Origin of the sequence: Paraburkholderia sediminicola (genome assembly GCF_046027355.1) — a bacterium.
Classification (GTDB): domain Bacteria; phylum Pseudomonadota; class Gammaproteobacteria; order Burkholderiales; family Burkholderiaceae; genus Paraburkholderia; species Paraburkholderia sediminicola_B.
Genome location: NZ_JAQQEK010000008.1, coordinates 108,420 through 121,247, shown reverse-complemented (window position 1 = coordinate 121,247; position 12,828 = coordinate 108,420). Strand labels below are relative to the sequence as shown.

16 protein-coding genes, 1 pseudogene and 1 riboswitch are annotated in these 12,828 nt (G+C 58.4%); of the genes and pseudogenes, 9 read left to right on the top strand and 8 right to left on the bottom strand.

The annotated features are described in order from the left end of the window. Window positions 1–47: 47 nt before the first annotated feature. Window positions 48–506 carry a hypothetical protein gene (locus PQR42_RS15930; protein ID WP_408386662.1) on the bottom strand — a complete coding sequence of 153 codons (459 nt, stop codon included), beginning with the start codon at window positions 504–506 and terminating at the stop codon, window positions 48–50. A 47-nt stretch (window positions 507–553) separates the two neighbouring features. On the opposite strand from PQR42_RS15930, the gene PQR42_RS15925 reads away from it, so the two are divergent. The 4 genes and pseudogenes from PQR42_RS15925 to PQR42_RS15910 all read left to right on the top strand — a co-directional run bounded on the left by PQR42_RS15925 (window position 554) and on the right by PQR42_RS15910 (window position 2,599). Then, window positions 554–1,090 carry a hemerythrin domain-containing protein gene (locus tag PQR42_RS15925; protein ID WP_408205558.1) on the top strand — a complete coding sequence of 179 codons (537 nt, stop codon included), beginning with the start codon at window positions 554–556 and terminating at the stop codon, window positions 1,088–1,090. A 168-nt stretch (window positions 1,091–1,258) separates the two neighbouring features. Beyond that, window positions 1,259–1,411 (top strand): hypothetical protein, encoded by a 153-nt coding sequence (locus tag PQR42_RS15920; RefSeq protein ID WP_408386663.1) that lies wholly within the window; start codon window positions 1,259–1,261, stop codon window positions 1,409–1,411. Between the two features lie 41 nt (window positions 1,412–1,452). Further along, a pseudogene (locus tag PQR42_RS15915) lies at window positions 1,453–1,860 on the top strand (GFA family protein). A gap of 226 nt (window positions 1,861–2,086) precedes the next feature. Continuing rightward, window positions 2,087–2,599 carry a low affinity iron permease family protein gene (locus PQR42_RS15910; RefSeq protein WP_408386795.1) on the top strand — a complete coding sequence of 171 codons (513 nt, stop codon included), beginning with the start codon at window positions 2,087–2,089 and terminating at the stop codon, window positions 2,597–2,599. A gap of 882 nt (window positions 2,600–3,481) precedes the next feature. Here the strand turns inward: PQR42_RS15910 and PQR42_RS15905 are convergent. The 4 genes from PQR42_RS15905 to andR all read right to left on the bottom strand — a co-directional run bounded on the left by PQR42_RS15905 (window position 3,482) and on the right by andR (window position 6,680). Next, window positions 3,482–3,715 (bottom strand): hypothetical protein, encoded by a 234-nt coding sequence (locus PQR42_RS15905; protein WP_408205561.1) that lies wholly within the window; start codon window positions 3,713–3,715, stop codon window positions 3,482–3,484. A gap of 376 nt (window positions 3,716–4,091) precedes the next feature. Next, window positions 4,092–4,478, bottom strand: a complete 387-nt coding sequence (locus PQR42_RS15900) for a hypothetical protein (protein WP_408493668.1) — start codon at window positions 4,476–4,478, stop codon at window positions 4,092–4,094. Between the two features lie 196 nt (window positions 4,479–4,674). Continuing rightward, on the bottom strand, window positions 4,675–5,265 hold the full coding sequence (locus tag PQR42_RS15895; RefSeq protein ID WP_106307143.1) for a TMEM165/GDT1 family protein: 591 nt from the start codon (window positions 5,263–5,265) through the stop codon (window positions 4,675–4,677). Between the two features lie 9 nt (window positions 5,266–5,274). After that, window positions 5,275–5,457: riboswitch (yybP-ykoY riboswitch) on the bottom strand. Between the two features lie 263 nt (window positions 5,458–5,720). Beyond that, entirely contained in the window at window positions 5,721–6,680 is a 960-nt protein-coding gene (andR, locus tag PQR42_RS15890; protein WP_408386797.1) for an anthranilate 1,2-dioxygenase regulatory protein AndR, read from the bottom strand. A gap of 202 nt (window positions 6,681–6,882) precedes the next feature. Between andR and andAc the strand changes: the two genes are divergently transcribed. The 4 genes from andAc to PQR42_RS15870 are packed head-to-tail and all read left to right on the top strand — an operon-like array spanning window position 6,883 to window position 10,227. Then, window positions 6,883–8,154: an anthranilate 1,2-dioxygenase large subunit AndAc gene (gene andAc, locus PQR42_RS15885; RefSeq protein WP_408386799.1), complete on the top strand. Its 1,272-nt coding sequence runs from the start codon at window positions 6,883–6,885 to the stop codon at window positions 8,152–8,154. Window positions 8,155–8,172: 18 nt separating this feature from the next. After that, window positions 8,173–8,649, top strand: a complete 477-nt coding sequence (andAd, locus tag PQR42_RS15880) for an anthranilate 1,2-dioxygenase small subunit AndAd (RefSeq protein ID WP_408386665.1) — start codon at window positions 8,173–8,175, stop codon at window positions 8,647–8,649. Between the two features lie 12 nt (window positions 8,650–8,661). Then, complete coding sequence (gene andAb / locus PQR42_RS15875; protein ID WP_408386667.1) at window positions 8,662–8,991, top strand: anthranilate 1,2-dioxygenase ferredoxin subunit AndAb; 330 nt, start codon at window positions 8,662–8,664, stop codon at window positions 8,989–8,991. Window positions 8,992–9,018: 27 nt separating this feature from the next. Further along, the gene (locus tag PQR42_RS15870) at window positions 9,019–10,227 is read left to right on the top strand and encodes an NAD(P)/FAD-dependent oxidoreductase (protein ID WP_408386669.1); all 1,209 of its coding nucleotides are present in this window, start codon (window positions 9,019–9,021) and stop codon (window positions 10,225–10,227) included. Window positions 10,228–10,352: 125 nt separating this feature from the next. On the opposite strand, the gene PQR42_RS15865 is transcribed toward PQR42_RS15870, so the two are convergent. From PQR42_RS15865 to PQR42_RS15855, 3 genes are read right to left on the bottom strand one after another with little or no spacing between them, the layout of a single operon-like run. Continuing rightward, window positions 10,353–10,595: a CDGSH iron-sulfur domain-containing protein gene (locus tag PQR42_RS15865; RefSeq protein ID WP_408445202.1), complete on the bottom strand. Its 243-nt coding sequence runs from the start codon at window positions 10,593–10,595 to the stop codon at window positions 10,353–10,355. 46 nt (window positions 10,596–10,641) lie between these two features. Beyond that, a complete protein-coding gene (locus PQR42_RS15860) occupies window positions 10,642–10,896 on the bottom strand; it encodes a CDGSH iron-sulfur domain-containing protein (protein WP_408386673.1) in 255 nt (84 codons plus the stop codon). A gap of 45 nt (window positions 10,897–10,941) precedes the next feature. Continuing rightward, entirely contained in the window at window positions 10,942–11,460 is a 519-nt protein-coding gene (locus PQR42_RS15855; protein WP_408205569.1) for a flavin reductase family protein, read from the bottom strand. A 319-nt stretch (window positions 11,461–11,779) separates the two neighbouring features. Here PQR42_RS15855 and PQR42_RS15850 point away from each other — a divergent pair, with 319 nt between their 5' ends. Then, on the top strand, window positions 11,780–12,667 hold the full coding sequence (locus tag PQR42_RS15850; protein ID WP_408205570.1) for a LysR family transcriptional regulator: 888 nt from the start codon (window positions 11,780–11,782) through the stop codon (window positions 12,665–12,667). Window positions 12,668–12,828: the final 161 nt, after the last annotated feature.

Below are 12,828 nucleotides of genomic sequence, written 5' to 3'. Positions count from 1 at the left end.
ATGAATCGCATGCTGCACCAAGCTCGACATGCCATACACGGCTCAAGTCAGCGACGCGTTCGCCTTTTCTTTTTGGGTTTCGGCGGCGCGAGCGCAGCAGTCCAGAAAGCGGTGGTCCCGCGCTTCGCCGCCGCCGTCGCGTGACCGCGCGCTGAACCCGCCACGGCATTTGCGCCGCTCAACCACATGCTGAGGAAGGGATTCTTTTTCATCCACGGATTTTTCATATCAGGCCCGATCGAATAAGGGTTGTCCAGCGTATGCCGAATGAAGATCGCAACGGGCATACCTATCGGGCTGCGATCGGTGCGCCGGTGCAATTCGGGCACGGAATCGATCCTGGCGAGCCTAAATTGGCAAATCGCGCGCGCTAGACGGCGGCTGTCGGCGGAAACCGCTTCTCTGACCGACTGCGAATTGAACACGCCAGATGTACATTCGCGCAGCCGGGCTGACACGAACACGTCCGACCGATCACTTCCCCGCAACTCACGGTAGCTGGGCATGACGTTTGCTCGTTTAAACGTTCAACCGCATGACCGAGGAGAGCAGCATGGAAGCGACGAAGCAGGACAACAAGGCGACAGAATCCGGCTCGCACGATGCATTAGCCTTTCTCGAGGCGGAGCATCGCGCGGTCGAAAAATTGTTCACGGCGTTCAAGAAAGCCGCGGACGATGATCTTGAAGCGAAGTCGGCACTCGCGCAGCGTGCCTGCGAGGAGCTATCCATTCACACGATGCTCGAAGAGGAACTGCTTTATCCGGCGGCGCAGGAAGCTCTGCCTGGCAGCGACAAGGTCGACGTCGAAGAAGCGTACGTCGAGCACTTCCTCGTCAAGACGCTGATCGCGAAGTTTGAAACGATGAAAGCGGGCGACAAGGGCTTCGACGCGACCTTCAAGGTGATGAGCGAGATGGTGGGCCATCACGTGGAGGAAGAGGAGGAGGAGCTCTTTCCGGAACTGCGCAAGTCGAATTGCAATCTGCGCACGCTGGGCGAGAAGATGGCGAAACGCAAGGCGGAACTGCAGGGCAAGCTCGATGCGGTGGGCAGCAGATTAGTGGGCGACAAGACCGCAGCGCTTTAAGTCCGGGACCGCGACAGTAGATTGCGAACGCCAGGCAAAACGCAAAAACATATAACGCCAGAGCAACCCGTTGCGAGAATGGCACGCCGTGTGCCGCCGTCGTTTACCTGGCAGCCGCTTCGTCGAGCGGTTGCCTCTTTAAGACTCTTTGATCGATAGGAGAGGATCATGCCGCTGAAGAAAGGGACGTCGAAAGGCACTGTGTCGCACAACATCAAGACTGAGACGAAACAGGGCAAGCCGCACAAACAGGCGGTGGCGATTGCGTTGAACCAGGCGCGCAAGTCGGGCGCGAAGATTCCGAAGAAGAGCGACAAGTAAGCGATGGCACGCAGTCCTCGGAATCCGCGAAGGAGGGCGTGGTGACGACGACGAGTGAATCAGTCGAAGAGACCGGCGGATGTGCATGCGGCGCGGTGCGATTCCGCGTCAGCGCGCGGCCCCGGCGAGTGTCGATATGCCATTGCATGACATGTCGGCGCATACATGGCAACGTGTTTGGCGGTTATGCCATGTTCGAGCGTGGCGCCGTGGAGTTTTCCGGCGCTACCTAGGCGTGGGGGAGTTCGCCCGGGGCGCGAAGGCATTTTTGCCCGACATGCGGATCGGTCGCGTTCATGGAATACCTCGACAGCGACGAACTGGATCTCCCGCTGGGAGCTTTCGACCGCGTTGGCCTGTATGAGCCGAGCTACGAGCTTTGGTGTTGCCATAAAGAGCCATGGCTGCCCGCCGGAGTGCGCGTCGAATATAACGAGAACGGGCCATGATGTCCACACGAGCCGTCACATAGTCCCGACGCAATGAGCGTCTGGGGGGCTCATTCACCAAGCAAGAAGTACAAAGCCGGTATCGGTTGCCAAAGTGCAATCTACGCCGATGCAGTTTGGAACGGCCGATCGACGGCGGCGGTGGCTCTATCCTTGCAGAACGATTTCAAACGACAGCGGCATGACGTTTGCAGAAGAGGACACACGCAACCTTCTGGAGCCGGTCATGACTACCCCACCTGCCGCACCTTCGCCGACTGACGAACTCGACACCGTTCCAGACACATCGAGCCCTGCCTACGCCGGCCGTCACCCGCTAACGCGTCTATTCGACCGGTTCGCATGCCTCGTCACGCGATGGGCCGGCTCACCCGCTGCGTTCTGTCTTGCCGTGCTGACGGTCGCTGCCTGGGTCGTGACAGGGCCTATCTTCCACTATTCGGACGGATGGCAACTGGTCATCAACACCGGCACCACCATCGTTACCTTTCTGATGGTCTTTCTGATCCAGCAGAGCCAGAACAAGGACAGCGTCGCGTTGCACCTGAAGCTAAATGAACTGCTTTCATCGCATCGAGCCGCAAACAACAATCTGATTGGCATCGAGGACGCGTCTGAAGAAGAACTCCGAAGGCTGGCGGCAGCCTACCTACGTTTGTCCACTCAGTCTGATGCTCAAGGTTCGCCCGGAAAGGACGGCGTGATGGAGCAATCGGTCGGGCAACCCGTCGATAGTTGACATCAGCGTTGGTGGACAATGTCGCGCGAAGCGTTGCGCCAACGTTTCATGGCGCGCTTTGATGAGCAGGCGTTCAGGATGGAGGGCGAGTCGCTCGCCCAGTTGAGACGATTGTGTGGGACTGCGCTCGCTCGCGCGCTGTCCCGCCGGCAGCGTTGACTGCATGGGAAGGGCTATTCGATCGTGGCGGCGTGAAAGCCGGCCTGTACTTGCTGATCAACGACTGCGTACGCTGCTGCTTTACAGGCGGGTGACCCCGCTGTCTATCTGGTCAAACATGCACAGCAGGCGAGTCACTCGCCGGGCACCGCCAGGAAGCAATGTCTGCGCAGTTTCGAGCGCTGTAATACGCTGGCGCCAATAGACAAGTCCAAGAACACTGTTAGCGTCGAGTTGTGGGAGTATGTGTTCGAGGTGAGCGAGATCTCTTTCTAGCTGATGATGCGACATATTGATCCTTTTGACCGAGATTGAAGCTCCGGAAACCTGACGCTCCAGTGGATATGGCGGGCATTCCCCCCGCCATTCATCGGCAGAGCCCTGCATGCAGTTCGCCTGCCTTCGCGGTCCAGTTGATCCGCGAAGGCAACCAGGAGCCTCGGAAAGAAGGGGGGTGAAGATTTCCTGTCGGTCGACCTGCCGGGCATTAGTATCTGGAGTGGACAGGCGGCAGCGAAATTTTCATTTCGCCCATAGCGACGCTATCCAATCGGGAATCACCACGTGGAGTGCTTTAACAACCATAAGCGCGGTTCATCGTGCATCTCTGCGGCATCGCGCGATTGTCTTTTCCACTCTATCTGGCATGCGGGAGCGTGTCTGTACGGTGCCGTACCGCGCCTCGTTTCTCGCGTGGGAATGGGTAACGACGCTACGAGGCATTCATACGTGGCGAATCAATATCGAGTTCCGCCGCAGGCCCGTGAATATCCAGTTCCTGCGGGCATTTCCCGTGTGCCTGATCCATCGTTTGGTCGTTACGGATTGAATCGACTCCGTGCCGCGCTCCTTTTCTTCCGCAATCACTGGCATGCCGTCATCCGTCGCATTTTCCGCGGCTTCTCTTCGCCTTCTGTTTTCTTCCAATTCCTCTGTATTGACCTGGTCATCATTCATGATTCTCTCCTACCGATAGAAAACGGCTTCACCAACGGGATGTCGGCATCCGTCCCATAGCGTCGGCGACGGGGCACATTCGTAGTTCGGGGCACCGGTCTTCTTTGCGCGTCAGGGCGTACGATCTTTTTCGTACGCGAAGTGCCGCCGGCACCGACGTCCGGAATAATTGCGTTGCGGCGACCGCGGCAACGAGTGAAAGCGGCGAGACACGATTCGGACAGGACGATACAGAAACGCGTTCGTTGAGCGAGCGGCAAGTGACACCGTTGACTTCTCAGGCCTTGCAGTCAGTGTGCAGATCCGAAACGGCCGCCTGCCGCAATGCGAGAAGGCTTGCCGGTCATCACGTGGATGAGGGTCTGAGACCTCGGCGTCAACGCTCTGCCAACGGCGCTGAATAGCGCCACTTGCTTGCGTTTGAGTCGATGAGGGCGTCATTGACGCGTCGTTTTTCCGCCCGTGCCCGATCCGCCTGTTCGAGGGTGAGTGCCTGTGCCTGACGCGACAGAGCATACTCGCTCACGTTGCCAGACGTACGTGGTGCAATTTTGATTTGTGATCGCATGATGATTCCAGAACAAGGGACACTGAGTGCGACCCATGTACTGACTGTATACCCATCGCTCGATGCAAGCACGCTTTCCTTTACAAAGGTTAAAACCGGAACGGTAGGGCTGCGTTTTTCTCGAACGCGAAACGGCACGCCAGAAATCTTCGGCAATGCATCCTCTTCGCGCGTTCTTGCAAAAAAGGTGTTCATCAAAACAGTGCCCGGGAGGAATTGCGGGCACCGTTGACTCTTCAGCCTTCTTCAGAGCGTACTTATCAGCCGGACTGAAGTAACAGGCCCAGCATCGCACGCGACAGATGTCGGGGCCGACTCCATGACCTTTGAGGGCATCTCAAGCGACCGCGGACGACGCGCGCCTCGCGCATACAAAAAGCAATCCTTCGACCTAGAACAGCGGGTGCTCGTGCGGATACAGCGCCGTCCTGAGGGCGAAGCCACCGAGGACAACGAAGATGACGGCGGCCAGAATGTGGACCGCCTTGGTTGGCAAACGGTCGGCGAACTTGTGTCCCAGGTAGATGACGGGCACGTTCGCCAGCATCATGCCGAGCGTGGTGCCGGCGACCACTCCGAAGAACTCGTGAAACCGCGCGGCCAGAGCGATCGTTACAACCTGCGTCTTGTCACCCATTTCGGCGAGAAAGAACGTCAGAGCCGTGGTGCCGAACACACCCATCGGATGCGTGGTCGAAACCGCCTCGGCACCGTCGAGCTTGTCGGGAATCAGAATCCAGACGGCCATGACGGCAAATGATGCGACGACTGCCCAGTTCAGGATCGTGGGACTCAGAACGCTGGCAAGCCATGCTCCCAACGCGCCGGACGCAGCATGATTGATGAGCGTTGCGACAAAGACGCCGAGAATAATAGGAATGGGCTTGCGATATCTGGCGGCCAGCACCAAGGACAGCAGTTGGGTCTTATCGCCGATTTCGGCTAGGCCGACCACGCTGGTCGAAACGAGGAACGATTGCATAGGTTGTGGGCCGGGCCGCGCGATAAGTACGCGATGACGCGCATTCCGGCGACCCGGTCAGGTCGGAATGCGAGTCATCGGTCTTGCCAGGCATAGTGCTGTGCACGCCATGGCGGTCTGTCGACCACCAAGTATGTTGACGGGCACCCTCGAGCATTGCGGTCGAGGCGGCTACTCCCCAATGAGTGGGGCGATTCTACAGTGTCCTGGCCCGGTAACGCAAATCGTCAGCTTTCAGAGAGTCGGTGCGTCGAGATAGAACGGCGAAGTTACGGATGCTGAATCTGGAAACGACGGAGGCAAGGGTGAGCATCGACGGCGCAACGATGATCGACACAACCGTTCCCGCAGAGCGGACGACAAGTCGCAACGGCCCGACCCCGACGACCCCGGCACGCATCGGCGCATCCTGCTGACGGCAGCGCTCGCGTTAGCGGAGCCCGCCGCACCTGGGGTTACATCCGCCGCGCGAGCGTGTCGGACGGGGATTCGCCGAATCGTTTCTTGTACTCGATCGAGAATCGCCCCAGGTGCATGAACCCGCAATCCATAGCAACGTCTGAGACATAGACATCAGCTGTCGCTTCACGAAGAATCTCATGCGCCTTGTCGAGACGTATTTGTCGTAGATACTGCGTGGGACTGATGCCCCGGAACTGTTGGAAGCCATCACGCAGTGTCCGCTCGGCCAGCCCTAGCGCCATCGCTATATCTGGCAGTCTCAAGACTTCTCCGCAATGTTCGTGCATGAAATCCTCGGCCCGCTTGACGAAGCCTGGCGACGCCGCCCGACGATTCGGCTCAGGCGCCACCGTTGCGTGACCTGGCGTCAGCAACTCGAGCAGAAGTCGACCCAGTTGCCTGCCAACGCCATCATTCTTTCGAGCCAGATCGAGCAAAGCCGAGGAATTGGCAATCAGATTGAGTTGCTGCATCCAGCCTCCCAGCGCCGGACTGTCGACGTGAATGTGCGAGCCAGGACCGAGGCGCGCGGACCACGCTTGAGTGCCTGGCAAACCGGTGTCGATGCGCAGAATGAACTGCTCGCAATCCGGCGAAAGAACGGCGTCGAACGGCTCGCCTGCCGCGCATAGAACCGCGTTCGACTGATCCACGCAGACAGTTCTCCCTCTTGTCCGTACTTTCGCCTGACCGGTGACGCAAAACATCAACAGGTGATAACCGTCAACCGCCTCGACATCAACGCGCATCGCGGTTCCGAACGCAATGGTGCCGATCCCGACTCCGCCGAGCCTGACAAAGTCCATATGCGAGAGACCTGCCTTTGCGCTGGAGGGCACGAGAAGGTGTGGCTGCATCACACGGGAGATACGCTCACGCGTTTCATCGAGATCAGCGGATTCGAAAAGTCTGAATTCGCGCAAGGCCGGCGCGCTAAACGGAGACGTGAGCATGACTAACCGATGGGTAAGTGCCGCAATGATCAACTGTGGAAGTGTGGCTTAAAAATGGCCACGGCAAAATACGATTCACCCGTCCCGACGAAACGTGCCGAAAATGGATAGCGCCTCCTGTTTCCACCGGAAACGGATAGCGAATGCATTTTGGCGGCGTCAGCATTCCTCCATGGCGATATTTCAAACATGGAGGAACATGATGCAAACGACTGAGATACCCCTGCGGCCAGCCGCCGAGCTGGACGATGATTTCGTCAGATTTCCGCACACGGACGGATCGCGTGTTCCGTACAAGGTGTTCAGCTCTCAAGCGGTATTCGAACGGGAGCAGGCACGGATTTTCCGCGGCCCGACATGGAACTTTGTGGCCCTCGAGGCTGAGATTCCAAATATCGGCGACTTCAAGAGCACCTTCGTCGGCGATACACCGGTTGTCGTTACCCGCATGGAAGACGGCGTGGTTGCTGCGTGGGTCAATCGCTGCGCGCACCGTGGCGCGATGGTTTGCCGAAAGGCGCGCGGCAACGCGACGTCGCACACCTGCGTCTATCACCAGTGGAGTTTCGACAACGGCGGCAATCTGCTCGGCGTTCCGTTTCGCCGCGGGCAGAAAGGCATGTCCGGGATGCCCGCGGACTTCGATCCGAAGGCGCACAGTCTGAAGCAACTGCGCGTTGAGGTTTATCGTGGCCTCGTCTTCGCCACGTTCAGCGAAGACGTGGTTCCGTTGCCGGAATACCTTGGCAACGAAATGCGCCCGTGGATCGACCGTATCTTCCACAAGCCCATCGAATATCTCGGTTGCACGCGCCAGTTCTCCAGGTCGAACTGGAAGCTCTACATGGAGAACGTGAAGGATCCGTACCACGCGAGCATGCTGCACCTCTTTCACACCACCTTCAACATCTTCCGTGTGGGCATGAAAGCGCGCTCGATTCCGGATGCGAATCATGGCCTGCACAGCATCATTACCGTGACGAAGACGGAGGACGACACGTCGAGCGCGTACAAGCAGCAGAACATCCGCTCGTTCGACGAGGGCTTCGCGCTGGAAGACGATTCGATTCTTGCGCTCGTTTCCGAATTCGAAGAAGACACAACCAATCACATCCAGCCGATTTTCCCACAACTGGTGATCCAGCAGATTCATAACACGCTGGTTGCACGTCAATTGCTGGCGAAGGGGCCGGACAGCTTCGAGCTGATTTTCCACTTCTTCGGCTATACGGACGACACCCCCGAAATGCGTGCGCTGCGCATCAAGCAGGCCAATCTCGTCGGACCGGCAGGATATATCTCGATGGAGGATACGGAGGCCACCGAACTCGTGCAGCAAGGCACGGTGCGCGACGCCGACGCGACCTCGGTGATCGAGATGTCGCGTGGAAATCCTGATCAGCAGGACACGGTCATTACGGAAAGCCTGATCCGCAAATTCTGGGTCGGCTATCAGAAGCTCATGGGTTATTGAATCAAGGGGTGTCGAGAGATGGAACAGGAAACACAACTGTGGATTGACCTCCATATGCTGCAAAGCCGCTACGTCAACGCGCTGGACAATGATCGGCTCGAAGCCTGGCCCGACTTCTTCGTCGAGGACTGCCTGTACGAGATCGTTCCCCGCGAGAACGACGACGCCGGCTTGCCAATCGGCATCATTCACTGCACGAATCAGCGCATGTTGCGCGATCGGGTCGTGTCGCTGCGTAACGCGAACATCTTTGAAGAACACTCCTACCGTCATATGACGTCCGGTTTGTCGATCCTCGAACAATCCGCGGATGAAGTGCGCACGGAGAGCAGTTACGTCGTCGTTCAAACGCTGACAAACGGTGAGTCGTTCGTGTACCAGGCGGGTCGGTATCTTGACCGCGTGGTTCGGACGCCCGATGGCTGGCGTTACGCTGAAAAGCGTGTGATCTACGACACGTCGCGAGTGCGGACGCTGCTCGCCACGCCGATCTGAATGGGGGTTTGAATGTCGGAAATTATGCAATGGATTGACGTGGGCGCGACGGGTGACTTTGCCGAGGACGAGCCGGCTCAGGTTGCCGTCGGCGCGCACCCAGTAGCGGTGTTCCATGCCGATGGCGAATGGTTTGCCCTGCACGACCTCTGCTCTCATGGTCATGCGCGCCTGTCGGAGGGATTCGTCGAGAACGGCTGCGTCGAATGCCCGCTTCACCAGGGGCTGATTGACCTGCGTACAGGTGCACCGTGCTCTGCTCCGATTACCGAACCGGTTCGCACGTATCCGATTCGAGTAGTCAATGGCCGAGTGGAAATCGGCAGTACCGGAACAGAGTAACGGTCCAGCAACTGCGGGAGTTGAGCTATGCAGAGTCAAAATTTTATTATTGTCGGTGGCGGTCAAGCCGGCCGCAGGGCAGCGGAAGTGTTGCGCGAGCGGGCGCCCGATGCGCGCATCTGCATTATTGGTGATGAAACCCATCTGCCGTATGACCGGCCGTCGCTTTCGAAGGACGCGCTGCTCGACGAGGAGCGGGAGCAGCACGCGTTCATTCGAAACGTCGATTACTACCGGAGCCAGCGTATTGAAGTGCGCCTGGGACTGACAGTCACGGCGATCAATCGTGCGGACCGTTTGCTCACCTTGAGCGATGGTTCGGAGATATCTTACGATCGTCTTCTGCTGGCGACCGGATCGCGTGTCCGCAAACTGCAAGGTGGCCCCGTGCATTACCTGCGCACGCTCGACGACGCCCGGCATCTGAGAATGCGGCTCGCACAAGGGGCGCGAGTCGTGATCGTGGGAGGCGGATTCATTGGACTGGAGGTCGCGGCAACCGCCATCGGCCGAGGCTGTGCAGTGACGCTCGTCGAGCCGGCTGACCGGTTGCTCAAGCGCTCGATGCCGCCAGAGGTCAGCGAGTTCATGCGCCAACTCCACGTTGGTCGCGGCGTGGAGTTTCGCCTTGGGGCGCAGGTCACGGATATCCAACAGGCGCTCGACGGTTCGGTACGCGTTGCAACCAGCGAACGTGAACTGTTCGCGGACGTAGTCGTGGCCGGCATTGGTGTGGTTCCGAACACGGAGCTGGCTCAGCAGGCCGGGCTCGAGGTTAGAGATGGCATCGTGGTCAATGACGAATGCCGCACATCTGACCCGGACATTTTCGCTGCCGGCGAGGTCACGCAGCACTTCGTCAGCTCGATCGGACGTCACGTGCGTGTCGAATCCTGGCAGGTCGCGGAGAAGCAGCCGGCAGTGGCGGCCGCCAACATGCTCGGTGCGACCGAGCGCTATGATGAAACGCCGTGGCTTTGGTCGGATCAATACGACTGTAATGTGCAATCGCTTGGCACTTTCGACGGTGCTCATACGGTGGTCCTGCGCGGTGCGATTGCCGATGGCACTTTCAGCATGATCGGCCTCAATGGCGCCGGCAATGTACGGGCCGCGGTAACGGTCAACAACGGCAAGGACATGGCTATATTCGCAAGAATGGTCGCTGGTGGTCCGATAGACGCGAATCAGTTGGCCGATACGTCCGTCTCGCTTCGCTCGCTACTCAAGCGATAGCTGCCTGTGGTGTTTGTCGAGAAGCCGATCTTGCGTGACGCAAGGGCGGCCTCTTTTCGCTTTCATTGTCCGCGAAAGAAATTATTGTGTGTAGTCCAGGAGAGTGCGTTCGAAAACGCCTTAGCTTAGCTTGGCTTCGATTCGCCCACATGCTCGTTCGGAGCTGGCGGCCTGGTTTCGGTTCGCACAGCTGCGGCGGCCGCGACGCATCCCGACCACCGTTGGGCCCGATGCGCACCGTCGCAATAGGGTTTGCTCTCCGAGTGCCCGCATCGACAGAGACTGAAGATGCCACTGTTCGGAAAGCGATTGCCCAACGCGTCGACGATTTCAAACTCGCCGACCAGGTGAAGCGGGCCGGCGTCCATGATTTGACCTTTAACGATAGACATAGCAGTGCCAAGTGGAAACTGATTATTGTGGAGCGGCGCTTGTATTCGACGCCGACGCCGGATCGGAGCCGGCTTCGCTTTGCGGTGCTCTCGGGGCGCTCGCGAATCCAGCCGTCTCGTGCGATGCATCACAGAACGGTAGCCTCGTCGACAGACCACATCGGCACAACGTGTAGACCTTGCGGGTGCGCTCGATCTGCCCGTTGTCATCCACAAGTTCGAATTCGCCCGTCAGTTGCATTGGACCGTTGTCTACTATCTGAATCCTGTTCGTCATGGAGAATGTCCGCTTTGTCGTAGTAAGTGACGTCGCTTGCCGTTATCAATCGGATTTCCCGACGGCTTGCAGGTCCGGATGGACGGCTTCCACCGGCTGACCGAGCGAATAGAACGTCCCGCGATTGCAGACTAGCGGTCGATCATCCGTGCGGTGAATCTGCAATGCTTCACCCACCAGAATGGTGTGGTCACCGCCTTCGTATGCAGCCCAGCGGCGGCATAGAAACCAGCCCATCGTGCCGGTGAGAATAGGCGTGCCTGCGATCCATTCATGCGGAGGATCCCAACGCTCGGGAATCCGGTTGGCGAAGTAATGGCCGTGAAAGCCCTGGTTTTCAGCCAGAATGTTGATTGCGTAATAGTTGTCGCTCGACAGAAACGCGTGCGATTTCGCGGTCTTCGCGATGCTGACTGCTACCAGCTGCGGGTCGATTGATACGGCTGCAAATGAACTCGCGGTCATCGCGTGCATGCCGCCTTGACCGTCAGGCATTGAAACGACGGTGACGCCCGTCGTAAAGGCTCGGAGTCCTTTGCGGAACTCTTCGGGATCGATCTTCAACACTAGCCTCGTGGGTAAGGGTTTGTGGGAGTGCGCACCTGCATACGCTGGTTAAGTCCTATCGTTGCACTGGCAGGTCGCGATATCAAGACGAAGCCGTGAAACGTCACGTTCCATGCGGGGAACAAGGTGGCGAGCGAACGTGGATGCGATCGGCGGCGCAGCGCTCTCAAAGAGTGCTGGAAATCCCGGTTTGACAGATATTTTTGTCGCCGTTACAAGTCAATAGGTAAGGAATGAGCTGGAGTTTGCCGGATGGAAAGCATTTTGTTGCAATCGGGAACGGCGTCAGCTTCAACGATTCGGCATCCAGAAACATATGATTGAACTCATCGACATTCGCGTCTTTTCGAAACTTTCCGAGTTGATGAGCTTCAGTGCGGTAGCCCGAGTGCTGGCGATGCCGAAATCTTCAGTCAGCCGGTCTCTGTCGCGGCTCGAGGAGCACCTTGGCGTGGCGCTGATTATCCGGTCCAATCGCAAGGTCGCGTTGACGGATACCGGCCTGCTGTTCGCCGAGTCCGCAAAGAAGATACTCGACGACGTAGAAGAAGCGGAGGAGAAGGTCGGGCAGGTGCGACTGACGCCACGAGGACTTTTGCGGGTCAGTTCGCCGGTAACGCCCGGGCAGTTCATGATCGCGCCGCTTGTCCCCGCCTATCTTGCTGCGTATCCGGATGTCCAGGTGTCCCTGGAACTCACCAGCAATAAGATGGAGCCGCTGACGGACGAAATGGATGTCGTCATTCGGACAGGCACACTGGAAGACTCCAGACTCATTGCAAGAAGACTGGGGAGTGCCCGGCTGGTGCTGGTTTCAACTCCCGCATATCTCCGTAAGAGCGGCACACCTGAGTCGCCGGCCGATCTCCCGGCCCATTTTCTCCTCGACATTGCCGACGGCCCGTCCGAGTGGCGCTTGCGCCGGGCCGAGGAACTGTCGACCATCGGCGTCCATCCGCGCTTCTTTGCCAATGACACGAGCACGCTCCGGACAGTCTTGCTGTCTGGATCGGGATTGGCCTGGTTGCCTGACTATCTGTGTCGTCAGGACATCGCGGATGGCAGCTTGGTACGCGTGATGCCGGATTGGGAAAGAGGTGAGCGGGAAATCAACGCGGTCTTTCCACGGCACCGAACGTTGTCGCCAAAAGTACGTTCATTCGTGGACTTTCTGGCCACTCATTTCAGCAGCGAAAAGCGGTAGATCCCGCTACGCCGACCTCCTTCCCCGCGAGGGGAATCCACTTGCATGCGCGCTTCACGAGGGTGGTGTGACGCCCGGCTTCCACGCCGAATCTGAAAGCCGGCTGATCCGCGCACTCGCGTCCTGCGTTGCGAGAATCCTTTAACCGAAACCCATAGTCA

Bases quoted from the DNA above. Each gene is read 5' to 3' on its own strand.
- PQR42_RS15930 (WP_408386662.1), bottom strand. From the start codon at position 506: ATGCCCAGCTACCGTGAGTTGCGGGGAAGTGATCGGTCGGACGTGTTC.
- PQR42_RS15925 (WP_408205558.1), top strand. From the start codon at position 554: ATGGAAGCGACGAAGCAGGACAACAAGGCGACAGAATCCGGCTCGCAC.
- PQR42_RS15920 (WP_408386663.1), top strand. From the start codon at position 1,259: ATGCCGCTGAAGAAAGGGACGTCGAAAGGCACTGTGTCGCACAACATC.
- PQR42_RS15910 (WP_408386795.1), top strand. From the start codon at position 2,087: ATGACTACCCCACCTGCCGCACCTTCGCCGACTGACGAACTCGACACC.
- PQR42_RS15905 (WP_408205561.1), bottom strand. From the start codon at position 3,715: ATGAATGATGACCAGGTCAATACAGAGGAATTGGAAGAAAACAGAAGG.
- PQR42_RS15900 (WP_408493668.1), bottom strand. From the start codon at position 4,478: ATGAACACCTTTTTTGCAAGAACGCGCGAAGAGGATGCATTGCCGAAG.
- PQR42_RS15895 (WP_106307143.1), bottom strand. From the start codon at position 5,265: ATGCAATCGTTCCTCGTTTCGACCAGCGTGGTCGGCCTAGCCGAAATC.
- andR (WP_408386797.1), bottom strand. From the start codon at position 6,680: ATGCTCACGTCTCCGTTTAGCGCGCCGGCCTTGCGCGAATTCAGACTT.
- andAc (WP_408386799.1), top strand. From the start codon at position 6,883: ATGCAAACGACTGAGATACCCCTGCGGCCAGCCGCCGAGCTGGACGAT.
- andAd (WP_408386665.1), top strand. From the start codon at position 8,173: ATGGAACAGGAAACACAACTGTGGATTGACCTCCATATGCTGCAAAGC.
- andAb (WP_408386667.1), top strand. From the start codon at position 8,662: ATGTCGGAAATTATGCAATGGATTGACGTGGGCGCGACGGGTGACTTT.
- PQR42_RS15870 (WP_408386669.1), top strand. From the start codon at position 9,019: ATGCAGAGTCAAAATTTTATTATTGTCGGTGGCGGTCAAGCCGGCCGC.
- PQR42_RS15865 (WP_408445202.1), bottom strand. From the start codon at position 10,595: ATGGACGCCGGCCCGCTTCACCTGGTCGGCGAGTTTGAAATCGTCGAC.
- PQR42_RS15860 (WP_408386673.1), bottom strand. From the start codon at position 10,896: ATGACGAACAGGATTCAGATAGTAGACAACGGTCCAATGCAACTGACG.
- PQR42_RS15850 (WP_408205570.1), top strand. From the start codon at position 11,780: ATGATTGAACTCATCGACATTCGCGTCTTTTCGAAACTTTCCGAGTTG.